The 23,483-nt window shown below is 55.7% G+C and carries 21 protein-coding genes; 13 read left to right on the top strand and 8 right to left on the bottom strand.

Translation table 11 applies throughout. The features are described from left to right. Positions 1 to 165: 165 nt before the first annotated feature. Entirely contained in the window at positions 166 to 819 is a 654-nt protein-coding gene (locus AB4Z24_RS00255; protein WP_441704943.1) for a DUF1236 domain-containing protein, read from the top strand. A gap of 523 nt (positions 820 to 1,342) precedes the next feature. Here AB4Z24_RS00255 and AB4Z24_RS00250 read toward each other — a convergent pair. After that, positions 1,343 to 1,645 (bottom strand): polyhydroxyalkanoic acid system family protein, encoded by a 303-nt coding sequence (locus AB4Z24_RS00250; protein WP_441704941.1) that lies wholly within the window; start codon positions 1,643 to 1,645, stop codon positions 1,343 to 1,345. Between the two features lie 229 nt (positions 1,646 to 1,874). Here AB4Z24_RS00250 and AB4Z24_RS00245 point away from each other — a divergent pair, with 229 nt between their 5' ends. The 4 genes from AB4Z24_RS00245 (at position 1,875) to AB4Z24_RS00230 (ending at position 4,693) form a co-directional block, all read left to right on the top strand. Continuing rightward, the gene (locus AB4Z24_RS00245; RefSeq protein WP_441704939.1) at positions 1,875 to 3,185 is read left to right on the top strand and encodes a hypothetical protein; all 1,311 of its coding nucleotides are present in this window, start codon (positions 1,875 to 1,877) and stop codon (positions 3,183 to 3,185) included. Between the two features lie 5 nt (positions 3,186 to 3,190). Then, complete coding sequence (locus AB4Z24_RS00240; RefSeq protein WP_441704937.1) at positions 3,191 to 4,003, top strand: hypothetical protein; 813 nt, start codon at positions 3,191 to 3,193, stop codon at positions 4,001 to 4,003. A gap of 92 nt (positions 4,004 to 4,095) precedes the next feature. Then, positions 4,096 to 4,236: a hypothetical protein gene (locus tag AB4Z24_RS00235; RefSeq protein WP_441704935.1), complete on the top strand. Its 141-nt coding sequence runs from the start codon at positions 4,096 to 4,098 to the stop codon at positions 4,234 to 4,236. A gap of 160 nt (positions 4,237 to 4,396) precedes the next feature. Next, positions 4,397 to 4,693, top strand: coding sequence for a hypothetical protein (locus tag AB4Z24_RS00230; protein ID WP_441704933.1), 297 nt, complete (start codon positions 4,397 to 4,399; stop codon positions 4,691 to 4,693). A 21-nt stretch (positions 4,694 to 4,714) separates the two neighbouring features. Here AB4Z24_RS00230 and AB4Z24_RS00225 read toward each other — a convergent pair whose 3' ends face one another. Together AB4Z24_RS00225 and AB4Z24_RS00220 are read right to left on the bottom strand one after the other, a co-directional pair. After that, positions 4,715 to 5,014 (bottom strand): hypothetical protein, encoded by a 300-nt coding sequence (locus AB4Z24_RS00225; protein ID WP_441704931.1) that lies wholly within the window; start codon positions 5,012 to 5,014, stop codon positions 4,715 to 4,717. A gap of 93 nt (positions 5,015 to 5,107) precedes the next feature. Beyond that, positions 5,108 to 5,284: a hypothetical protein gene (locus tag AB4Z24_RS00220; RefSeq protein WP_441704929.1), complete on the bottom strand. Its 177-nt coding sequence runs from the start codon at positions 5,282 to 5,284 to the stop codon at positions 5,108 to 5,110. 23 nt (positions 5,285 to 5,307) lie between these two features. On the opposite strand from AB4Z24_RS00220, the gene AB4Z24_RS00215 reads away from it, so the two are divergent. Continuing rightward, on the top strand, positions 5,308 to 5,802 hold the full coding sequence (locus AB4Z24_RS00215; protein WP_441704927.1) for a hypothetical protein: 495 nt from the start codon (positions 5,308 to 5,310) through the stop codon (positions 5,800 to 5,802). A gap of 135 nt (positions 5,803 to 5,937) precedes the next feature. Here the strand turns inward: AB4Z24_RS00215 and AB4Z24_RS00210 are convergent, their stop codons facing one another. Then, positions 5,938 to 6,591: an SDR family NAD(P)-dependent oxidoreductase gene (locus tag AB4Z24_RS00210; RefSeq protein WP_441704926.1), complete on the bottom strand. Its 654-nt coding sequence runs from the start codon at positions 6,589 to 6,591 to the stop codon at positions 5,938 to 5,940. Positions 6,592 to 6,687: 96 nt separating this feature from the next. Between AB4Z24_RS00210 and AB4Z24_RS00205 the strand changes: the two genes are divergently transcribed. After that, on the top strand, positions 6,688 to 7,638 hold the full coding sequence (locus AB4Z24_RS00205) for a LysR family transcriptional regulator (protein ID WP_441704924.1): 951 nt from the start codon (positions 6,688 to 6,690) through the stop codon (positions 7,636 to 7,638). 725 nt (positions 7,639 to 8,363) lie between these two features. Here AB4Z24_RS00205 and AB4Z24_RS00200 read toward each other — a convergent pair. Further along, a complete protein-coding gene (locus tag AB4Z24_RS00200; protein WP_441704922.1) occupies positions 8,364 to 10,292 on the bottom strand; it encodes an efflux transporter outer membrane subunit in 1,929 nt (642 codons plus the stop codon). Positions 10,293 to 10,842: 550 nt separating this feature from the next. Here AB4Z24_RS00200 and AB4Z24_RS00195 point away from each other — a divergent pair. From AB4Z24_RS00195 to AB4Z24_RS00185, 3 genes are read left to right on the top strand one after another with little or no spacing between them, the layout of a single operon-like run. Further along, complete coding sequence (locus AB4Z24_RS00195; protein WP_441704920.1) at positions 10,843 to 11,895, top strand: efflux RND transporter periplasmic adaptor subunit; 1,053 nt, start codon at positions 10,843 to 10,845, stop codon at positions 11,893 to 11,895. A gap of 38 nt (positions 11,896 to 11,933) precedes the next feature. Beyond that, positions 11,934 to 15,152 carry an efflux RND transporter permease subunit gene (locus AB4Z24_RS00190; RefSeq protein ID WP_441704918.1) on the top strand — a complete coding sequence of 1,073 codons (3,219 nt, stop codon included), beginning with the start codon at positions 11,934 to 11,936 and terminating at the stop codon, positions 15,150 to 15,152. A 15-nt stretch (positions 15,153 to 15,167) separates the two neighbouring features. Continuing rightward, positions 15,168 to 15,875, top strand: coding sequence for a hypothetical protein (locus AB4Z24_RS00185; protein WP_441704916.1), 708 nt, complete (start codon positions 15,168 to 15,170; stop codon positions 15,873 to 15,875). A gap of 471 nt (positions 15,876 to 16,346) precedes the next feature. Here AB4Z24_RS00185 and AB4Z24_RS00180 read toward each other — a convergent pair whose 3' ends face one another. Beyond that, positions 16,347 to 16,952, bottom strand: a complete 606-nt coding sequence (locus AB4Z24_RS00180) for a response regulator transcription factor (protein ID WP_441704914.1) — start codon at positions 16,950 to 16,952, stop codon at positions 16,347 to 16,349. An 83-nt stretch (positions 16,953 to 17,035) separates the two neighbouring features. On the opposite strand from AB4Z24_RS00180, the gene AB4Z24_RS00175 reads away from it, so the two are divergent. Next, complete coding sequence (locus AB4Z24_RS00175; RefSeq protein WP_441704912.1) at positions 17,036 to 18,628, top strand: sensor histidine kinase; 1,593 nt, start codon at positions 17,036 to 17,038, stop codon at positions 18,626 to 18,628. Between the two features lie 58 nt (positions 18,629 to 18,686). Here AB4Z24_RS00175 and AB4Z24_RS00170 read toward each other — a convergent pair whose 3' ends face one another. Beyond that, a complete protein-coding gene (locus tag AB4Z24_RS00170; protein ID WP_441704910.1) occupies positions 18,687 to 20,687 on the bottom strand; it encodes a carbohydrate porin in 2,001 nt (666 codons plus the stop codon). Positions 20,688 to 21,274: 587 nt separating this feature from the next. Continuing rightward, on the bottom strand, positions 21,275 to 21,877 hold the full coding sequence (locus AB4Z24_RS00165) for a hypothetical protein (RefSeq protein WP_441704908.1): 603 nt from the start codon (positions 21,875 to 21,877) through the stop codon (positions 21,275 to 21,277). A gap of 566 nt (positions 21,878 to 22,443) precedes the next feature. Here AB4Z24_RS00165 and AB4Z24_RS00160 point away from each other — a divergent pair. After that, on the top strand, positions 22,444 to 22,899 hold the full coding sequence (locus tag AB4Z24_RS00160; RefSeq protein ID WP_441704907.1) for a VOC family protein: 456 nt from the start codon (positions 22,444 to 22,446) through the stop codon (positions 22,897 to 22,899). 200 nt (positions 22,900 to 23,099) lie between these two features. Continuing rightward, positions 23,100 to 23,414, top strand: a complete 315-nt coding sequence (locus AB4Z24_RS00155; protein ID WP_441704905.1) for a DUF2946 domain-containing protein — start codon at positions 23,100 to 23,102, stop codon at positions 23,412 to 23,414. Positions 23,415 to 23,483: the final 69 nt, after the last annotated feature.

Below are 23,483 nucleotides of genomic sequence, written 5' to 3'. Positions count from 1 at the left end.
AACATCATACAGTTTTGTCTGCCTTCCAGACCGCGCGCGGCGGGATTCTTGAAAAATTGCCGTTCGCGGATGAATGGCCGTTCAGACAAGAACTTTTCGGAACTTCACCGATCTCATGCCGTTGAGACTTCGCGCCTTCGAGGCGTGGAAACGACGGAGATTTCGATGTTGAAATATTCGATTGCAATCGCGGCCCTTCTCGCTGCAAGTCCGCTTGCGGCAGCTGAACAGATGGATCGCGGTGACAAGGGAGTGGACGCAAACTCCGCGGCTGAACACGCTCCCGGTCAAATGAAGGAAGGCGGATCATCCAAAGACCTCGCGCCGGCACAGCGCAAGAGGGAAGGAAGCTCGGCCAAGGAGACGTCGCCTTCGAAGCTCAAAGAAAATTCGGCATCGCGTTCGGACGAGAGCGGTAATCGAAAAGCCGATAACGACAAATCGCAGCGCTCTGACAAGGCAAAAGGCGATACGCCTCGGGCCGAGGCTGGCAAGGGCAACGAATCGACCGGCGCGAGTGAGGGTGCTGCAGGCCATGCCGGCGGCAAGACTTCCATCACCGGTGTAACCGAAGAGCAGAGAGCGAAAGTCAAATCGGTCTTTACGCAACACCACGTCGAACCGGCACGAGGTCTTAATGTGTCGGTCAATATCGGCGTCGCGCTACCGCATTCAGTGCACCTTTATCCGGTTCCAGCAGAAATCGTGACAATCATCCCTGAGTATCGCGGATACGAATACATTCTGCTCGAGGACAATCGCGTTGCCATCGTGGATCCCGCAACGTTCGAAGTCGTCGACATCATCATCATCACCTAAGCGAAAATGAATCGAGAGAGAGGAGACCGCTATGAAGACTCTAACCAAGTGCGTTCTTGCTGCCGGCAGTTTGCTTGCAGTCTCGGCAACGACTGCATCCGCTGAGATCGTCTGCAATGGCGAGGGCGATTGCTGGCACGTTCGAGAACGTCATGTGTATCGTCCAGAATTTGGCGTGCGCGTTTATCCGGACAACTGGAGGTGGGCCGACGCTGACGCCCGAAGATATCGCTGGCGCGAACACGAGGGACGCGGATACTGGCGCAACGGTATCTGGATTGGATTCTAAAAATCCAAAGTGGCGGTCGCATGCGTTGCGACCGCCACGGATATTAAAGAAACACCCCGACGAGCGAGGGTTGCTGTCGGGGTGCGGGGTCTCTCCCAGATTTGCCAATGAGGGTGAGAGGCCCCAACCGTCGCGTGACCCGCGATTCGGCGCAAGAGTGAAAGTCTTGGTTTTCAACAGTATGCAGATCTTATCTATGAACGCCGTTCTTCAAGGTAAATATTGAAATTCCTTCTATTTCTTCTCCAAAAGCAATTTGGCGCGAGATGCCAACGCACTGGCGGTGAGTTCAGCGAAGCGTTGAAGGAGCCATGGCAAGACAAGTTCGAGCCGAACGGCGTCATTACTGACCAGAACAGTTCCGCTTGCTTTATGCCCCATTCCGCTCAGGCTGAATTCCAAAAGATCCCCATTCCAAATCTCGCGTTCGATCGTCACGAATGGAAGATGTACGGATGCCAAGCCGCTCTTCAAACGGCGAATGGCCTCGTCCTTTCCCAAGCGGTGCGGAATGGTGATGACGACGGGGTCTGACACTGAACTGTTCCTCGATTTGCATAGCGACAGTCAAATCTGCGCATTGCTGCCCAGCCTATAAACGTTCGGCAACGGCGCCCCGATCCAGCCGCGGTGCCAAGTGTTCTATCATCGGCGCGAAGTCATCGGATTTGGTCTTATTTTTCGGGCAAATATTGAGCCCACTTTAAACGCTGCGCGTGTAGCTTTCACAACTCCGTATGCGGAAAGACCGTCGAAGGATGAATTTATGTCTCAGGTGCTTAGAGGTGGCGTAGCTCGCCTCGAAGTGATGACAAAGTTCACGCTCGCGACGCTGGCGCTCGCCAGCGGAATCTATACCTACATCGGCGTGCGAAGCCTGCTCGAAGGTCCCCCGATAGAGGTGCTTCTCGCTGCGATCGTCTATTCGGCAGCGGTTTCCGTGGCGATATTTGCATTTTGGACGTATTTGATGCGATTTCTTCCGCACGTCCGACAGGCGTCGTCGCGGCGGCTGATGTATATCGCCATGTTCATCGGCAGCGTCATGATCGTTGCAATGTCGGCTTGGCTCAATGCCGCTGCGTTGGCGGGGTCTGCCGCTCTCGAACAGCATATGGCGAGCGCAACCGACCAGTATCAGCAAAGCTTGGATATGGCGCACGGCAACGCGCTCGCGGCGCAGGGCCTTCTTCCGGACGTTCAGATCGCAGCAAAGCGGTTTTTGATCCTTTCTGGTCAAGAACGCCAATCAGGTGCGCTCACCGGCACTTCGGGCAGCGGAACTGTGGTTCAACTCACCGCGCAAATGTCGACACAGCTCGATGCGCTCGCGAGTGAAATAGAGGCATCGCGAGATCGGATAAAGACGCTCTTTGAGTCGGGAAGCAGTACGCTCGAGAAAATGCGTCAGCTCACGTCAGGAACGGCGCCAATCGAGGACCGCACGAACGATTTTGCCGCCGAGACCGTGACCCTGACCGGTATCATTGCCGACCTGCAGCGGACGTCGATCGCTCCGGCGGTGAAGCGAACTGCCGATGCTCTGTCGAAAAGCTTCATTGCGCCGGCGGCCGGTGGACGGACTGCGAGCCTAGTCGACCGGCAGAACCAGGTCGTAGGGAAGGTCGAGCAGTCGATCAAAGCGCAATCGCAGGCATTGTCTGCCGCGGCTGACGAGATCCTTTCGCGACCCGAGGCGAAGCCCATCAGGTTCGTGCCATTGTCGAGAGCCGAAGCCGTGATTCAATATGGCACCGACTTTTTGCCGAGCTGGGCCGGTGCCATCTCGCTCGACCTCATGCCGGCTGTGTTGATTTTCATCCATTCGATCGTCTTCGAGGCGATCCGTAGGGACGAAGGTGGCGCGCGTGAGGAAGATGGGGTGACCGCGGGTGAAATCATGCGCGCACTCAAAATCTATAACAATCTGCACGCAATGGAGACGCGGCCAGAAATGGCGATGGCGACTTCTCCCGATGAAAGAGCCGCCGCGGCGGAAATGCCGGTTGCCAGCGGACCCGATAGGCCGCCAGGAAACGTCTCGTCCATCAACCCTGTTATCGGGTTCACCCGCTGACGCCCATGGCCGACCAATCCATTTCTCCGGGAAAAGGGGGTGGTATCGAGGGCTCGATCATTCGAACGATTTTTCTGTTTCTCCTGACGGCAAGCGGAAGCATCCTGGCGTTGGATTTTCGTGAAGAGATGAACCGGGCTTGGGATGAGGGCGGAGAACAGGTTACGCGCGTCGTCATTCAGCCGCCATCGCGGACCGATCAGGAGCGCCCGTATTTTCCGAAGGCCATGCCCGTCATCTCCGGCGCGGAAAGTCCGAGGATGCCGGGACTAGCGGAGAAGCCAACGCCGGAGATGATCGCAAACCGGATGTCATTTTACCTCGGATCCAACGGCGACGTTTCTGCGATCGGGAGAATTGAGCCGGGCAGCGCAGCCGATTTCGAAAAGTTTCTCGATCACGACGGGCGAAGCGCGAAGACGATCTGGTTGCTATCGCCGGGCGGCTCTGTTCCCGACGCGATAAGCATGGGTCGCTCCGTGCGCAAGCGCCGTCTCGATACGATGGTTGCCAATGGCGGATATTGCGCCTCCTCGTGTCCGCTGGCTTTTGCCGGAGGTGTTCAACGGCTAGCTGGTAAACATGCCTTGATTGGTGTCCATCAGGTTTCGGCGATGGCGAAAGGGACCGAATCCTGGGGCGACGGCATTTCGGCCGCGCAACAGATTTCGGCGCGTTGCGTCGAATACCTCGTCAGCATGGGCGTCGATCCCGAGAGCTGGATCAAGGGCATGCAGACGCCGAAGGAACGCCTTTATATTTTCAGGTCAGAAGAGCTCCAGTCGCTGAAAATCACGACGGGATTGGCGAAGACTTGAGAGAAGCGGCCCTTCGCGGACCGGCGAAGCGACAGTGCAACAAAAAGCATGGGCTGCGGGTTCTTCCTAAGTTGGAAACGGGAGTTAAGTTCATGACCATTCGAAAAGTGAAATCGGGCTACCGCCTGGTATCGAAGAAGGGCAAAAATCTCGGAACGTATAAGAGCAAAGCCGGCGCTCAGAAGCGCGAAAAGCAGGTTCAGTTCTTCAAGAAAAAGGCGGCTCACGGATAGAAATTTTGACGGCCGGATTTTTCCACATGCGGGTTGGGCACCGATCGGCGTTTTCAACATGTCGTCCACCGTAAAGATGGCGCGGCGAGATGAGCTGCCCCTTTTAAGGCGGGTTTTTGCAAGAAGCCTAGGCGCCTCGCAAGCATGAGGAGGCCTTGGAATGATCCGACAAGCGCTGCGCCGTGTCACGTCGCCGACGACCCACGCCGACGATATTTCCTGGCGGGTTGGCATCTTCGCGCTAGAGCGGCTGCGGTCCGATCCTGACAGTTGGCTGTCGCCAAATGTACTTTGGGCTGATTATTTTTGCTGGTGCGGGGCTAAGGATGTGCAGCCGTTGCCGGCAGCCAATTTTCTCCAGAAGTTCGATGAAGCTGCTGTCAGCCTCGGCGCCCGGAAGTTCCGCGCGGGCGATACGGTCGGCTATGCCCGGATCGCCTTGAAGCCCGCGTCTTGATCGCTGGAGATCAGGGCGTGGTCATGCTTTCCATTTAATGTTTTCATTCCGGCGCAGCGCTGCTTCTGCATGATGGATGCAGGCGCTGTGTATTGCGCGCCGATGCATAAGATCAAACAGCGTTCGCGTTTTAATATCGGTCGGCCAATTCGCTTCTGAAACGAGTGCGATCCTTCGCGTGAGTTCGCTCGCGATTTCCTTGTGCCACATCAAAGCGTCATAAAGGCTATAGGCGTCGAGGGCTTCTTCGCAGCAGTACTCCAACCATGCCATGTCGCCACGTGTTGGCGGACTGCTGCTCTCACGCATCGCTTCCTCCACTCTCTACCTGTCAGACTCGGGATGGAGGCGATTTGTTCCAGAAGCCGAACGGCCTAGTTCGATGCTCGGAAAATATCAGCAATTCTCGAAGAATTATGGCGCGTAGCCGACACCTGACGTGCCTGAATCGGGAGTCATGGCGGCATCCGCGTTGCTCGTGGCTACGCCTCCGCTCATGGACGGCGATTGCAAATCGGCGGTGAGCGAATAAGCGCTCAGCGCCATGAAAGATATGAACAATACGGAAAGCCCTGCCACAAACGACTTCATTCGGCACCCTCGCAAAACCCAGCATGAAACGTCATTGCTCGGCTTTAGGTTCCGCGCCTGACGTGCTGATGGAAGTCGTGTTTCGCCTTCGACCACAATCAGCTGGATGCTTCCTACGCTGCCTTTTGCAGTGTCGCGCTCATCGCTTCGCAACTGTCACCGCAGGTACTGCAGGCATCTACACAATCCTGCATGTCTCCGACTTTCTCGCAACTCTCGGCACAAGCGCGGCAGATTTGGGCGCAGGCACGGCAGACGAAGACATGCTCGGGAATTCCGGTCAGCAATATCGCAGCAGATGCGTTGCAGATTTCCGAACAAGCGATCATCAATCGAAAATGATCGGGCTCGGTGTGTTTGCCTCCCGATTCAAGGCAATGGTTCATGGCTTCGTTGAAGCAAGTGGTGGCGCAGATCTGGCAAAGGTCGGCGCACGCCCGCATTTCGGTGCTGAGCTCTTGCATCGCAAGCAACCTCCATTCCACTCTGATTTCTGTAGGAACCAGCTAAAATGGTGAAGGGTTGCGTCGCGTTCGCGTTCCGAGGTGATGGAGATGGAAACTGCATAAAATAATTAGAAAATTGGCGGCGCTTCGGAGATGCGAAATCTCACCGAGCCGCCCTTCAATGGGCCGCTCGGCGAGGCCATTCAACTAACCCGAAAACCGGACCTCGTTGGTCCACGTTCCAGGTTTCTCGTTGTGGAGCTTCCAAAAGTGTTCAGCGACGGCCGTGGCGTGCTCTGATCCGGGCTCAACCATTGCTGCGACGGTCACGGTGGCGACGTGAATACCCTTCGCTTTGAAGTCGTCGAATAAGCCAATGGCCAGTGCGCGGATGCCTGCTTTGCCAATGCTCAAGGAGATGTAGTCAGGTGAGGGAGCCAGCGAGAATCCGCCGCCGGTGAGCAGAAGGCTTCCTGCTCGCTCCGCGCTCATCACCTTTTCGGCGGCCTTGGCTGCTGCCTCTGCTCCGCCGATATTGACAGCAAGATCGGAAACGAAAGTGTCCGTCGGCTGGTCGCCAATCTTGGCTTGCCGCATCGACGCGGCATTGTAGTGGATCACATCCACTGATCCGTGCCGCCGCTTAACGTCGTCGATCAGCGCCTCGACGTTCGCGCCGATCGATGCGTCGACTGTTGCGGTTTCGGCTTTGTAGCCTTTCGCAATCAGGTTTGCAGCGAGGTCGCGTACCTTATCGGCGCTTCGTGCAGCTAAAACGACCACGTACCCTTCGCTGGCGAAGCGCTCCGCCGTTGCAAAGCCCATTCCTGGGCCGGCCCCTATAGAAACTAACGTCTTCATGATGTGCCTCATATGTCATCGTGTTTGACCCAGCCGAAGATAAGGCCTACTGCGATCGAGATAATCCGGTTCCTATCCATTTAACTCGTGTGAAATATGCAGGAATTGACGGGCCGAACGGAGCTAGAAGAAATAGAGGCCTTCGTGGCTGTTGCTGAACTCGGCGGGTTTTCCGCGGCGGCGAACAGGATCGAACGCGATGCGTCGGTTATTTCGCGACGCGTCAGTCAGTTGGAGGCTAGGCTCGGAGTGCGATTGTTGGCTCGCACGACGAGGCGGGTGGCCCTCACCGAGGCGGGAGAGATTTATTTAAGGCGGGTACAGAACATTCTCGAGGAACTCGCGGCGGCAAATGTCGAGGTTGCGGAGAAGGCGTCGGAACCTCGCGGACTGCTCCGGGTTTCGGCACCCATGACATTCGGTCGGGTGTGGCTCGCACCGCTGGTTGCGGGGTTTCTGAAGCAGCACGAGCACATTCGCCTCGATTTGCGCTTTTCGGATAGAATTGTCGATCTCGTTGCAGAAGGCTTCGACGTTGCGGTGAGAGTGGGCGTGCTTCCTAGTAGCTCCCTTCATTCGCGAAAAATTGGCGGTCACCGAATGCTATTGGCTGCTTCGCTATCCTATCTGAGAGCTGCGGGAACTCCGAAAAAGCCCGAGGATCTTCCCAATTTCGACTGTATTGGCTTTACGGGCAATTCGTCATGGCCGGATTGGCAATTGCAGTTCAACTCGAAGCGAAAGCTGATCAAGCCGGTATGCAGATACGTCACCGATAACTCTGAGGCTGCTCTTGCTGCGGCATTAGACGGTGCCGGCATCGTGCTTGTCCCTGACTGGTTGGCGGGACCTTCGCTTCGTGAAGGTCGCCTGATTGAAATTTTGCGGGGATGGACGGTCAAAGGCGAGGGCGGCATCTACACGGTGCTTCCTACCGGGCGGTTCATCCCGAAGAAGAGCCGGGCCTTCGTCGATTACCTGACGGCGGAACTGAGAGTTGCTCGAAATTGGCAACGCACTCCACTCAAGCGCTCCGCCACGCCATGATGGGCAGCTCCGTATCCTGGGCGAGTCTCGTACTTGCCATTCGAGGCCGCAGCCCTGATTTCGGATACATCATGCTGAAGCGCTCTAGTACCTCGTGCATCCGCTTCGTTCGCAGGCGTGCATTCCCATGCTCCGACATTTCTCGTTGGCGCTTTGCATGGCGCCATCTTGTGAGTAGGCAGGCGATCCGCTGACCGTGTGCCATCTCGTCGGGGATGAACTATAACCGTACGCACTGCAAACCCAGTGGCCAACACTGGGATAAGGCGGCGGGCGAGCTGACGCGTCATCGGCAGTCGCGGAGATGCAAAATATGCCAAGCACTAAGGCTGTTCCTCGTATCGAGATCATTTGAATTTCCCTTTATTGCTTTTTGAATTGTTCAATTGGGAAACGCTGAGGCGGAGTGACGTGCCTTTGCGGATGTGCGCCTCATTCGACGGTTCATGATTCGCATCTGGAATTTGCCTTCGCGCAAATTCCAGGTTCAACGTCTCTATTCGGACTACGGAGTGCGAATGACGATATATCAAGGAATGGCCCATTCCATTTGACCCGGGCGGTGCCGAATCCAGAGCCTATTCCCAATTGTATTTAGAGCTGGTTGCGGGGTCGCGTATACTGAGACTAATCACAGTGGTTGCAGGCCCCAAGGGAACGTGATGCGCTGCGAGATGCCCCACATGCCGATGCTGCAATTTTTGCGGTGACGATCCGTCTGGCGACTACCAGCCACTACCTTCGTCGGCATTGACATCGGAGCGATTCCACCAGCCGCCGCCCGAAGCTTGGAACAACGCAGCCGTATCGGCGTAGCGATTTGCCTTGGCCAGAATTTTAGAAATGATCGCTTGCTGATAGGTGTTTTGTACAGTGAGTACTTCCAACACGCTCACTTGGCCGAGCTCGAGCTGTCGCTTCGTGAGCGTAAGACTCAACTCGGCTGCGGTGGCAGCAGCCTCTGCAGCACGCAGCGCTTTTGCATCACCTTCAAGAACTTGAAGTGCGTCGGCTACGTTCTGAAATGCTCCAATGGCAGTGCTTCGATATTGTGCGGCGGCTTGATCCAGGCCTGCCTCGGCAGCGCGCTGTTGTTGCTCAAGCGTGAACCCATCGAATATCCGTTCAGTGGCGCTGCCCGCTATGGTCCAGAATGTGCATGTGGGTCCACATACGAAGAAATCTACGAAAGATGCCGATTGCCTCCCGATATTCGTGCCGTTGATGTTGAATTGAGGCAACCGGTTTGCAATAGCCACTCCAACATGGGCGGTTGCAGCGTGCCAGTTGGCTTCGGCGGCGCGCACGTCGGGGCGTTGCTGAATTATCGCCGACGGTAAACTCACAGGGAGTTTCGTGGGCAGCCGAAGCGAGCTGAATTCGAAACGCTCGGGTAGCCCTTCACCCGAAAAGTGGCCGGAAAGAGCAATGAGCGCATCGCGTTGTCGCACCAAGGCATTTTCGAGGGGTGGAATTGTTTGCTCGGCTTGTGCCAATGCCGCCTTTTGTGCGGCCAGGTCGAGCATCCCGATCTGACCCGCATTGTACCGGCGTTGGACGAGTTCCAAAAGGTCCCGTTCAATCTTGATGATCTTGTGTGTGGCAGCGATCTGCTCGCGCAGCGACGCTTCTTGAATTGCGCCGAGGACGATATTCGACGTGAGCGTTAGATACGTCGCTTCGAGTTGAAATCTCTGAACGTCAGCCTGAGCCTGTAACGCTTCGACCTGGCGTCGATTGCCGCCGAAAACGTCTGGCGCATATGTGACGGTGAGCTGTGCTGTTTGCAGAGTGAAGTATGGCGTCTGCGTTGGTGTGGACGGGACGAGTACGCTGCTACTGACTTTCTGACGAGTCGGCGAATAGTTGGCGTCGATCGTGGGAAAGAAAAAACCCCTTTGCGCATTGGACGTGGCATTGGCTGCGCGTAACGCGGCCTGTGCCGCAGTAAGATCGCTGTTATCCCTTAAGGCTCTTACGATCAGGCTGTTGAGTGGCTGAGAACGATATAAGGTCCACCAATCGGCCGGGATATCTTCGCCGTGAGTAAATGCTTGATGCTCCCCTGCGGCAGTTCCAGGCGCCTTCAACGCTTGCGAGGTCACGGAACTGACCGGAGGCAGTTGGGGTGGCTGGAAGTTGGGGCCGACGGCGCAGCCCGAGATGCCCAGTAACGTCGACGCGAGCGCGAATGGCGCCAATGCCTGAACTGCGAAAGACCGTTTCATGAGGCCGCTGCAATCGCGAGGCATCTGCATCGGAGCAACGCTTCCTTGTTGGCCGCCCGGTGCGGTCAAACGACAAATGCAGTATGGGCCAGATTCGGCATTAGTCGGCAATGCCGCGTCATCAAAACGTTGGCGGCGCGGGATATCTGTCACGCGCTCCGCGTATTTTTTGCGCCGGCACGTTTGTCGAAGCCTTTGACGGCGAATCTTTCGTAGAATATAGCCAATTGGGTTAGGGGTACGGTCATGCGCCGAATCACTTGCTTGATTTCTGTACTGATGTTTGCGGCGCCGTCTGCTCTTGCAAACGGCGGCCTCGCACTTGAACTCGGGATGACGCAGCAAGAGGTCGAGCGAATAACGGGCCCCGCTGATGTCGTGCGGTTGGAACGCAACGGTGTTCAGTGTTTTGGTTATGAACCACATCCCGAGCGCCTACCCAACGTTCTCTTCGTGCGTGAGGGGGCGTTAATTGCCTTTCGCGCTGGCCGCGTCGTCAAGCAGATCGAGGTCTACCCCTACAACATCGATATCCAGTGCTCGCAGATCGCGAGCGAATGGGACCCGCCTCCTTCGAGGCCGATAACCTGTTTCCGAAAGTTTTGGATTCACTGCCCGTAATAGGGAGAATGCCCGTGCTTGCGCGCGATGCAGTGGACGCCCCTTCCCCCGAAAACCCCAATAGTTAAACCTTCACTGTTTATTAATCAATGCGGGGCGGGGGGAAACTGCGACTTGTTACAGTTGACCGGGGCCTGCGAATTATTCGTTAGATTTCGCATGAGCCGACGGATCCTCGACCTTGTGGCCATTCATGGAATGCATAGCGGCAAAGCTAAAAAGAGTTCTGGCTATATCGGCGTTAATTGTCGCCGCTGAATCCGGCTCTTGGTGTTGGACACCAGGGCAGGACGTCGGTTTGACGATTGCCGCCAACGCGGCAGAAGAAGAACGTGCCGCCATACCAAAAGGCGGAGTGAATACCGTTGACCTTGAAGTCTCTCAATTGAATGCCGTCAAAGTTGCTGCAGTCCAAATGCGCGATTTCCCCCAAGAAAAGGAGGCCATTGGCAGCATCGACTTCAATGAGGAATTATCGGTGCAGGTTTTTTCCCCGTATTCGGGCCGGATCGTCAATCTCTACGGCAAATTGGGGGATAACGTGCGAAAGGGGCAGACGCTATTTACGATCGATAGCCCTGATCTTTTGCAAGCAGAATCCAACCTGATTTCAGCGGCGGGCGTTCTGGACCTCACAAATCGCAATTTGGCTCGCCTCAAAGAACTTTTTAAATCTCACGCGGTTGCGCAAAGAGACCTTGAGCAGGCTACTTCGGATCAGCAAGCCGCCGAGGGGGTGTTGCGTGCGGGACGCGATACTGTCCGGCTCTTTGGCAAGAGCGAAGCTGATATTGATCGCATTATCTCCGGGCGCGCAGCCGATCCCATACTTGTCGTTCCGAGCCCCATAGATGGTCAAATTACGGCGCGGAACGCGGCGCCAGGGCTCTTCGTGCAGCCCGGTAGCGTGCCGGCCCCATATTCGGTAGCGAACATCGACACGATGTGGATGCTGGCCAATGTGTCGGAGGCCGATAGTCCGGCCTTTCAAATCGGACAAGCCGTCACTGTCACCATTGCCGCGTTTCCCAATCGAACGTTCGAGGGCAAGATCACTGCGATCACTCCGGTAGTCGATCCAAATACGCGGCGCGTTCTTGTAAGATCCGATATTAGCAATCCGACGCATGAACTGCTTTCCGGAATGTTCGCGGACTTCAATATTCAAATTGGCGACCCAATTCATGCTCTCGCTGTGCCGCTCGACGGCGTGGTTCGCGAGGGTGACGGCACGACGAGCGTCTGGGTCACTTCAGACCGCCGGCGCTTCACGAAGCGTACAGTCCAGGTCGGTCTCGAACACAAAGGCTATTGGCAGATTTTATCGGGTGTAGAAGCTGGCGAGCTCATCGCTACCGAAGGCGCGATCTTTCTGAGCAATATGTTGATAGCCGGCCATGCCGACTGACAGGAATGAATCGCAAAGAGGCGTAGCGGGAGCGGGGCATGCTTAAAGACATCCTAGCCTTCGCGCTTGTTCGCCGGCCAATCGTTCTCTTGAGCTTGTTTGTTTTTCTTGCCGCAGGCCTTTTCGCCTTTTCGAGGCTCAATATTGAAGCCTATCCGAATCCGGCCCCGGTGATTCTTGAGATTACCGCTCAAGCGCCCGGTCTCTCGGCTGAAGAGATGGAGCGCTATTACACGATACCGATGGAAGTCGGTCTCTATTCGACGCCAGGAGTCGTCAACATCCGATCGACGTCGTTCTACGGATTGTCATTCGTGCGGGTCACGTTCGCTTGGGGGGTCGACTATTATACAGCCTACACGCGGGCGGCCCTCAACCTTCAACAAAATGTAAGCCTACCGAACAGCGTCGTTCCTACCATTCAAGGCTCGAGTTTGGTGGGCGAGGTCTATCGGTATCAGCTCGTTGGTCCTCCGAATTTCGGGCTCACAAATTTGCGAACGGTTCAGGATTGGATCGTGAGCCGCCGCCTCTCGACTATCCCCGGTGTCGTTGCGATCAACTCATGGGGCGGTACGACAAAGCAATTCGACGTCGATGTGAGCCTCAACAAGCTCGATGCCTACGACGTAACTATACCGCAAATTATCAGTGCGCTCGGCAATGCAAATATCAATGTCGGCGGCCGTGAAATCGCTATTGGCCAACAGTCCGTGAATATTCGCGGAATTGGATTGTTCGATAGCGGTGGTGAAAAGAATTTGACCGAGGGCGTTAAAGTCAGCGACATCGAAAATGTCGTGCTGTCGCAGGTCAATGGCGTTCCGGTTCAGGTCAAGGACGTGGCGAAGGTTGCGGTGGGTTATAGGCCGCGCCTGGGCATAGCGGGGCGCGATCTCGACGATGATGCGGCATTGGCCATTGTCGTCATGGGACGCACCTATCACACCAACGAAGTCGTGCCTCTCATCAAAGCGGAAGTTGAGAAATTAAACACCGACGGAAGCCTGCCGGCAGGCGTCAAGCTCGTCCCTTATTATGATCGCATAACGCTCGTGGACGTCACCACCCACACCGTCCTTCATAACCTCGTCTTCGGGTGCCTCCTTGTTTTCTTAATTCAGTGGGTTTTTTTAGGGGACCTGCGCAGTGCGATTATTGTCGGAACAAATATCCCGTTCGCACTATTTTTCAGCGTCATTATTCTGGTTCTTACCGGAGAAGACGCGAACCTGTTATCCGTCGGTGCGGTCGATTTTGGGATAATCGTCGACTCGGCCGTGATCCTCGTCGAGAATATTTTCCGTAATCTTCAGGGCAGTGCCGAGACTCGCCAACAGATCATCGATCAACTGACGGAGGGACGTTTTGGAGCGGATCCCACTCACCCCGTTAGAGGCGCTGGCGCATGGACGGATCGCTTGCGGATCATCCTTGCGAGCGGATTGCAGGTCGGTGAGCCCGTGTTCTTCTCGGCAGCCATTACGGTTGCGGCGTTCGTTCCGCTGTTTACGATGCAAGGCGTCGAGGGACAGATCTTCGGTCCCATGGCCCGAACCTACGGCTACGCACTAATAGGTGCGTTGATAGCAACCTTCACGGTTACGCCGGCCCTCGCATCTTACCTGTTGCCCGAGAGAGTCCGGGAGGTCGAGACCATTACCGTTCGCATTCTCCGCAGAATGTATACTCCCATGTTGCGATGGTCGCTTCGTCATCGCCGGCTGATGGCTGCAGTAGCGTTCGCATTCCTCGCTGGAAGCGGGTTCATTGCATCAAAACTGGGAAGTGAGTTCTTGCCTCATCTCGAGGAGGGCAACCTCTGGATCCGCGCCTCAATGCCTCCGACGATAGCGCTCGAGGCCGGCGAGCCAATGGTTCGAAAGATGCGCGAAATTCTGCTTCGACACCCTGAAATCATAACTGTGGTCTCGCAGCACGGCCGGCCTGACGACGGAAGCGATGCTTCGCCGTTCTCCAACGTCGAGCTTTTCGCGCCGCTTAAGCCGTTCGACCAGTGGCCTGCCGGCCTAACGAAGGATACTCTCGTCAATCAACTTCAGCAGGAATTCGCTGCTGTGATGCCCGGTGTGACATTCAATTTTTCGCAATACATCCAAGACAACGTTGAGGAAGCGCTGTCGGGTGTGAAAGGCGAAAATTCTGTCAAGATAATTGGCCGTGACCAGCAGGTGCTGGAGACGCTTGCAAGACAAGTGCAGCATGAACTGGAGCAGGTCCAAGGTATCGAAGACCTCGCGGTCTTCTGGGTTCTTGGACAGCCGAACCTGAACATAAAAATTGATCGGCAACGTGCTGCGCGTTATGGCCTGAACGTCGGCGACGTCAATACTGTCGTGCAGGCGGCGTTGGGCGGCACCCAAGCTACGACACTTCTCGAAGCAGATCGTCAATTCGGTGTTGTCGTTCGTCTCGCTTCGGCCGACCGGAGCGATTTGGAAGCGATCAAGAGGATCAAAGTCGGCTACATGACGCCCTCGGGCAGGAACGCCTATGTTCCGTTGAGCGAGCTTGCTGATGTTAAAATCGAGAGCGGGGCCTCATTCATTTATCGCGAGGCGACGCAGCGATACATCCCCGTCAAATTCAGCATTCGCGGAAGAGATCTCGGCAGCACCGTCGCGGAGGCTCAACAACGGATCGCAGAGCACGTTAAACTGCCACAAGGCTATCGTGTCGTTTGGGCGGGCGAGTTCGAGGAGCTCCAAGTTGCTAAGCGGCGTCTCGAAATCATAGTCCCGCTCAGTGTCTTGCTGATCTTGGTTCTCCTCTACGGCTTGTTCAATTCACTCAGAGATAGCCTTTTGGTGCTTGCCGGAATCCCCTTCGCGGCTTGCGGCGGCATCCTCGCGCTCTATTTCAGCGGACTTGCTTTCAGCGTTTCAGCCGCGGTCGGGTTCGTATCGCTTTTCGGCGTGTCGGTGATGAACGGAATATTGATCATGACTTACTTCCACGAAGTGAGAGACAGCGGTATGAGGACTATCGACGCGATGTTCCACGCCGCTGAGCAGCGCATGCGCCCAATGTTGATGACGGCGCTTTCCGCCTGCATCGGCCTTTTGCCTGCCGCCATTTCGACCGGTATCGGTAGCCAGGTCCAGCGTCCTCTAGCGACGGTAGTGGTGGGTGGAATGTTCATCGGCCCCATCGTTCTACTCATTGCGGTGCCGGCCGTTCTGACATTCTTCCTCGAGAGGGATGAGCCGCCAGCTACGGGCGAAGGTTCAACTTGACGATGGGAGGATCTGATGACGTTCAGACGCCGCCTTTCGATGTTCGTGTTGCTTGCTGCCTGCCCCTTGCATGCGGTTTGGGCGGCGGAGGGGTCGCAGGCGAAATCGTCTGAAAAGCCGTCCGAAATTGGGAAGGCGGCGCCACAATCGAAGGGCCGGCCAAGAACGCAGGCGCCGGACGGAACCGACAATTCCGACCGCGCAAAGCCCGCGCAGACTCGCATCTTCTTGAGGCGCCCTAATCCGTCCGGCAAGGCGGAGACGCCGGAGCCCGCCAAGGGCAATGTGGACGCCAAAGGCAAAGTGGACAATGACAAAGTGGACAATGACAAGAACGTTGTCTCCCAACCGCCGCAGGGAGATGGGGTGCCAGGAGTTGACCACATGCTGAAGGAGGATGAGACGCTCGTTCGAAAGCGCATCGATGATCTCGCAGGTGCGATCGGCCGATCGAAAAAACCGGCGGTCAACAACTCATCGGCATCTCCCGCTCTTCGCCGAACTCCCATCGATGGCACCAGAAATACCATCGGCGTTCGCATTCCAGGTGGACCGACCGCGCCCCAGCACGTCCAAGTTCGTCCGGCGACAAAGCTCAACGCTCCAAATCCGCAGATTTCCAGACAGAAAGAACTCGGGCGGGGCCCGGCAATCGTGACCGGAGCCATTCCGCACACGCAGGCGGCGATCAACGGAACCCAGATGCGCCGCAAATTCCGATAAAATTTACCATCTAAATCGTCGTGCTTTCGACGCGCCGGTATTGCGGGATCGCGACGACAAGATTATTTTTGTTTGTGTATTCTTGGCTCTGAGGTTGGGAGTATGGCTCTCTTCCGTGAGGTAAACCAGGTAGGACGGCCGGTTTCCCCGGGTGTACGCATCGTGGGGCTGGGCTTACGTTTTCTGATCATTTTGGCGTTGCTCGTCCTTACCGCCCGGGTTAGCGCTCCACAAAGCAAGACACTGTGGTCCGCGTACGAAGCGCCCTTGGATCTCTTGCGGCTCGTTCTTGGAATGTCCGTATGCATATTTGTTGGCGCCCAAATGTTCGTGGGGGCGCCGAACAACGAGGCATGCCGGACGTGGGTCTATTTGGGAATGATCGTCCTTCCGTTTGCGATCATATGCATTCTTGCTGTGTGGTAGGATTACAAACGCCTGCAAGCCAATCTGAGGCGTCGGGCCAAGGCCTCACGTCTTTATAAGCTTTTCAGCAACCGCCCTGACGGCCGCTTCGGTCCGGGTGGCGACGCCGAGTTTCGTTCGCGCACTATCCGCGTGAAAATCGATCGTGCGTTTCGTGAGGCCGAGAATGGAGGCAATTTCTGCCGACGTCTTGCCTCGCGCGATCCACGTCAGAATCTCGCTTTCCCGGTCGCTCAAGACGACGTTCTGAGGCCAATAGGCCTTGCGCGCGATGCCAGCGAGACGGGCAGTCAAGATGGTCTGAAGTATTTCATAGTCGATGGGTTTGGTGACATAATCGTCGGCGCCAAGCTGACGTCCTTTGAGTTCATTCGCGCGGTCCGCCAGGGCGGTAAGAAAGATAACAGGCATTTCGGAAAACCGAGACGTCAGCCCGACGAGCTTCTCCAATAGCTCAAAGCCCGACATTACGGGCATGTTGATATCCGATAGGACGAGATCGGGAGGGTCTCGCAAGATAGACGCGAAGGCCTGATGACCGTCGTAGGCCAGTTCGACCTCGTAGCCCAAATCGCGAAGTTCCTCGGCGATCAGCACCGCCGTTTCGCGATCATCTTCGACACAAAGGATTCTCTTGCGGGTATCGGACATTGAAGGATTATACTGCTTTCAGCGATAGCTACCAACGATAAGTCAATGAAAATGCGGCAAAACCTCTGCGTGGCAGCTCACTGATGCACTGGCGAGACTCCATTCGTTTTCAGCTCACCTTCATTTTCCTATGCATACTTTTCCTTGTCGTGCTTGTCGGTTCGTTCAGCATTTGGCGACTCAGCGGTTTCAATGATCTCTCCGCTGACGTTTCTGATGTTTGGCTGCCAAGCACGCGTGTGATCGGCGACCTAAACAACTTTACTTCAGATTTTCGAGCAATCGAAGGCAGTTATCTGCTCGCGACAAGTTCTTCCGAGATCGATCCGATCCTCAAGGAGATGGAAGGGTTAGACCGCTCGATTTCCGAAGCCGAAACCCGGTTCGAGGCCATACGTCATAACTCCAAAGAGGCGAAACTCTATGCCGACTTCAAACGGCAATGGATTGGCTATCGGGAGATTGTCGACCGCCATATGGGGTTGGTTGAACGTGGCGACACGGGGACTGCTGTCATGAATTACAAAAATAGCTCGCGAATGTCCTATGATGCCGCGAGCGACACGCTCGGAGCGCTGACCGACCAGATCGTCTCGAGTGCTCAGACGGCAAAAAACCGTTTGGCCGATGCGTACACAAATGCATTCTGGCTCATTTGCGCCGCGATATCGATTGCCGGCATGCTTGTGGCGGTGGCGCTCGTCTATATCAGACACTCCGTTTCCAAGCCCCTTGCGCATTTGACGGATTCCATGCTCCGCCTCGCGGCCAACGACGTCGACGTGGAGATCGGCAACATTTCGCACAGGACCGAGATCAGTAAAATGGCGCGTGCAGCGGTCGTTTTCCAAAACAACGCCGTCGATCTCATGCGTAGTAAAGCCCTGCTCGCCGATCAAGCAAACAAGCTTGAGGAGCAGTTGGCCCATGAGCAACAACTTGCCATTTCACAAAGAAATTTCGTCTCAATGGCGTCACACGAATTTAGAACGCCGCTGACGATCATTGATGGTCATGCGCGGCGATTGGAGAAGATGAAAGGCAAGATTTCGGGGGAAGAGCTCATCGACCGACTTTCGAAGATTCGATCGGCGGTGCGGAGGATGTCTTATGTTACTCAAAATCTGCTCGAGTCTGCGCGTCTCGCCGAGGCATCACCCCCATTCGAGCCCAGCGAATTCGATATTATCTCGCTGCTGCACGACGTCTGCCAACTCCATCGAGAGGTGAGCTCGTACACACCCATCAGCGAAAGTTTTGCAGTTGCTCACGTCAATATTATTGGAGACGAGCGATTGCTGCATCAGGTGTTCAGCAACATCATCTCCAATTCAGTGAAGTATTCCCCGGATGGTTCGGCGGTCAACGTCGCTGCGAAAGACCTTAATGATCACGTGCAAATAATCGTGGTCGATGAGGGCATCGGGATTCCAGAGCCGGATCAAAAGCGGTTATTCGAACGCTATCATCGCGGAAGCAATGTCTCGGGCATAGTTGGCACTGGCGTCGGTTTGTATCTCGTCAAAATGGTCGTGGATCGCCACGGCGGCACCGTCGAGGTGGAAAGCGAAGTTGGCAAGGGTACGAAAGTGGTGGTCAATCTTCCGAAGGCTCTCGGAGCTGATCCGCCGACGGCTGCTGGAGAAATTTTGTTAGCGCCGCCACATCAAAGTTGAGCCGATTCCGGCGTTGCCCGTGCAGATCGGAATCACCGCTTTCTATTGTTGGTCTACTTCAGAACTGAGTGTGGACCCTGCCGGAGAATACGGAGATCGGACCGCGGTCGCTGTTATAGGCGGGATCGGCGATGAACTGATAATCGGCGGAGAGCTTCGTGGATGTGCAAACCGCGTAGCTATAGTAGGTCTCCAGAATCTTTTCCCAAGAAGGATGCGGCAGTTGCCCGTCTCCAACGAGGATGCCGAGGCCACCATCATTGAGGAATTCCTGATGGATCCCTGAGATGTCGTTGATGACACCAGCCAAGCCAAACGTATCGTTGGGCCGGCCCCAAGCCTTGCCGACAACCTGAACGCCGCCGGAAAAGGTCGTATCGATATCGGTGAAATCCCAGGGTTCGATGTTTCCGTCCGCCCATCCCGCACGCGCAAACATCCCCACAGTGTCGCTGATTTGTTGTTCGAAATTGACGCTTACGCCCGGACGGTTGGTAAAATCATGGCGGACGGCTCCTATGTCCGCGGGTTGCCCTGTCGCTTCAGATAAAGCAATCGCGTCGGCGAAGCGCCCGGCCTTGCCATTGCTTAAAAATGCCGTGACCTTCAGCTTGCCAGGTTGGCCCCAGAGCTTATGGCGTTCCTCAAGCTCGGCCACGTATTGTAATTGGCTGAAATTCGGATCGAGATCACCTCCAAACGGGCTGTTGCCGCCGGCCGGAGTAACGGAAAGATCGAAAATGCCGCCGCGCAGTGTCCAGCGGTCCCAATACCATTCGGCAGCGGCGCCATACGTGAAGCCCCAACCGTCGCTAGCGTAGTCGAACGTGCCAGCATTTACGACTGACCAGTTCAGGAAATCGCTTTTTGGATTGTTCGCGTAGCTGTTGGTATCAAAGATGTCGGCAATGGAGAATTTTCCGAATGTAAGCACAAGCCGGTTCGCAGTATGCGTGCCTGCAAATTGATTGATGTCGGCGTCGACCTTTTCGGACTCTCCTCCGAGATCAATGTTTTGACGAACGAACAGGCGCTGTATTCGAGCATAGGGCTCGGCATGTCCCTGCTTGAAGGCCTCTGCACTCGAAAAACCCGCGGCACCGTGCGTATTGGCAAAGCCGAAGCCCTGATTGATTTCCGGGTCGAACCAGAGCTCCGCGCCTTTCCACAACCGAGCGCCGATAAAAAATCCAGCGTCCCAAGTCTCTTCTGCATCGGCGACGCCGAGAATGCTGTTGGGCCCTGAAAAGGCCGAATGGAACCCCGGATGAAATTGCTCGACATACGTCGTTTGGCCGTGGATCGAAAAGTTATCCGAATCCAAGAGCGGCGGCGGTTGCAACTTTTTATCCGATGTTCCCGAGAGATCACCAAATTGATAGTTCAAACCGACGCGAACTTGCTGGACTGCCGAGCTCGCTTCCACACGCTGTCCGATAGATGAGAAGGTAGCGTCCGATTTGTCGAAGCTGGTGTAGAGATATTCGATCTTGCCCGTCCAAGAGGGCAAAAGCGGCACTTCGACGCCGCCGCCCACCGTCCATCCGGGCCGCCATACAGTGTGCCGTTCGTTCGTGCCCGAGTCGGTTGCGAGTGTCGTCTGGTTATAGGTCCAAGCAAACCCGCCGGTGCCGTAGAAGAGCCAATCGGACAGCGTGTAGCCGATGCGTCCGCGAAGACTGCCGGCCCAGAGCGTGCTCTCGCTATACGTCGCGTTGCCCGCACCGGAAAGGGGGAAGGTAGAGCTTCCACCGATGGAAATGCCATTGACGTTCGGAAAAGCGGGGGCGGTCATGTCGGCCTCGATGCCAACCACCATCTGGTTCCCAAGATTGTGATTGAAGCCGATTTCTAGTCCTTCGAACCAGCTTCCCGTCTCGTTGAACGCATCGAAAGCGTTATATAGGCCGAAGGATCCTGATTCCGCGGGTCCGCTTGCCCCTGCTGAAGCATTCCAATCGGTTTTGCCCCAAGCCTGCCCGATGTAGGCGCCTGCGTAAAAGCCATTCCAGCCGGGAGATTTGGTATCTGCCGACTGAGCATAAGCCTGCCCACTCAAAGGCCCTACAATCAGTAGGCAAACCGTGGCACTGCTTGCCAACCGTTCAGCAAGCGCGTGCCTCGTCGTGAAGCAGCGCAATATCTCCCGCGAGACACAATTGCTTGTGCGCACCGAATATTTCCCCGAGAGAAGTCGCCCCAAAATACCAGATGGATCAACGCCATCTGACCTCTTCGCAACTCATTATGTTTACAGTTGTCGTAAACTACTCGGCTGGATCGCCTAGTGCGGCCAGACTAATGTGTTTGTAGCTGGATTCGCGTCGGAAAGAATCACTCCGCCTAAAGCTCGTGCTGCGACTCGAGATCATAACTGTTTCATCGTTGGATTTCGCTTGGGACGTGTGGAATTTGCCATGTTGGGCTCGGCGAGAGGCTACATGCGCCGGCATTGTGCCTGCCATCAATGATCCGGCGTTTTGCGTGACACCAGGGTCAGCCGAGGCGACGTGCCGTCAAAGCCCCGGCTGAGACTGCGGAGGCTTCGCTCGGAGCGCCGGCCTTCGCGAGGATTCTTTGACGCGTCAGCGGTGACCTCTGCCGATTACATTCAGACTACAGATCGACCTCGGCAGACATCGCACTTCAATTTATGACGTCCGTTACAATGTGTGCACCAAGCAGTTCCTTTCGACTTGGGTACCAGACACTGTCGGATGGCGTCGCGAATACGTGCTCGACGAATGTCTCCGGGACGTCGATCTCCTGGAATAACGATCGGATTTTATCGGTTCCGGCGCCGATGGAATTGGCACCCTCGCCGCCGACCGCGTGAAAACCGAGCTTGGCGCCGATGCGCACGTAACGATGCGCACCACCGAGAAAGGCGAGCGTGCAGGCGCTCGCACACAACTCCTCGGCGTAGGTGTCCAGGTTGCGCGATCTAATTTCGTCATATAGACGCGTACCAACGCCGACATGACCGCCTGGACTATTCAGAACAACCGTTTGAATGGCGGGGTTGGATGCGAGCGCACGCGAAACCTCGCCAAGAACACCCCAGGCCAAGTAACCGTTGATCTGAAGATTGGTGTCGTCCACCGAGACGGTGTGACCCTGCTGGCCGATCCAATCCTGGTCTGTCGCTTCTTGATAGAGCGATACCATGCCGCTCGAAAAAGGCGTGAGCATAAGCAGGCCCGCTATTCCCACGATCACCGAGACTGTACGAGCAAGCCAGCGAGTCATCCACCACCTGCCGGCGCTTCTATCCGGCGCGCTCGCGCGCCACATGCCAACAAGTTGCCAGATGCTGACAATCCCGATGAGTAGGAATCCAACGGCTCCCTGCAGCATCCTTGAAACGGGCGTGTCTTGCATCGACCATTGCGTCAACCAAAGGGTCACAACGAAAAAAATGAGCAGAGGAAGAGCAATCGTCCAAGCAAGAAAGCTCGTCCAGAAAGGACTTTCGCCGCGCCAATTCCGAAAGATGAAATTCGACAAGGGACCCTCGCTACAGCCGTAGTTCTGATGTTGCCCGCGTGCGTGAATGCAAGCTGGAAAGCTATGGCATTGTCTGCACTTCTGTTAGCCAAATCTTGCTTGGAATTTAGAAATCGGGCTGTCGCGCGGGTAACAGCTTTGACCGGCGGAGGTCATGCCCTTTGCCCGGATGCGCAAGATCCGGACAAATTTTCAAAAGTTATTCCGTTCGGAAACATGGCACGAGTTCATGCCGGTTCATTGCAAACGTGTACTGCGCGACATATTTTGAGGAGCGGGGGAATGGGATATCCGAATTGGAGTCATCCATGACCCAAGTGCAAGTCGAGCAGCAAAGCTTTCAAATGCCGCCGCAGGAAGGCTTTACCGTCGCATACTTTCTCACAGTCGCCGATATTGACCGATCGGCCCGATTTTATGAGACGGTCTTTGGAGGCCGCATTCTGAGCAGAGGAGATGAGAAGGGAGCGCCGGGATACATCCAGATCGCGAACATGTGGCTCCTTGTCAATGTCGGGGGCGGCCCCACACCGGATAAGCCATCGGTGACTCTCAGCGTGCCCCCTGATCCCGATTCACTCAGCAGCTTTATGAATATCCGCGTTGCAGATATTCAAGCGTGCTATGAACTATGGCGAAGTCGCGGAGCTCATTTTATCACGGAGCCGAAAGACAAATACGGCGAGATACGCTGCTACATTCGTGATCCCGATGGCTACATTATAGAAGTCGGGCAAAGCAAGCCGGGTGTGCTTTACGGCTAAACTGCACGAGGCACAGCACCGAGTGAAAGTTCGATCAGCGTATTGCACCGATGGCTTTGCAGCCGTTGGTTTAGCGCCATGGCATCAAATTAAAACCGGTTGACGCCCTCCATATCTCACCTTACCGTTTTTTTATGGTGGGGACCTGGAGAAAGAGAGACCTTCGTGTCGCTTGGGCGGCGTTCGCGCTGCTGGGCGTCGTGAACTTTGCTGCGCTTCTTCCGAACCATCTTATTTCCGAGCTAAGGCACTTTCTCTTTGTCGCGGATTTCGGCGGTTTCGCCGATGTCATCTGCGAGAGCGGCAAATCCCGCTCTGAGCAGCCGGGCGGCAAAACATCGAATTGTCCCTTCTGCAAAGGCCTTGCCGCGTTTCAGCTTGCAATCACCGCAGCCTCGCCAACGGTCAATCCGCTATCCGCGCTTGGTCAGAAGATCGATGCGAGCGAAGCAGCGCTTTTAGCAATCGTCTTCCTTGTAAAGGCGCGAAATCGCGGTCCCCCTTCGCGCGCTTGATGACGATTTGGATCGTTTGCTTCTGCGGATGATCCGGTACATCTCAATCAAATCATCCAAGAACTGACC

It is taken from the genome of Hyphomicrobium sp. 2TAF46 (assembly GCF_052114865.1).
Taxonomy (GTDB): Bacteria; Pseudomonadota; Alphaproteobacteria; order Rhizobiales; family Hyphomicrobiaceae; genus Hyphomicrobium_B.
The sequence above is the reverse complement of the archived record's forward strand: the minus strand, read 5'-3'. Positions and strand labels throughout refer to the sequence as shown.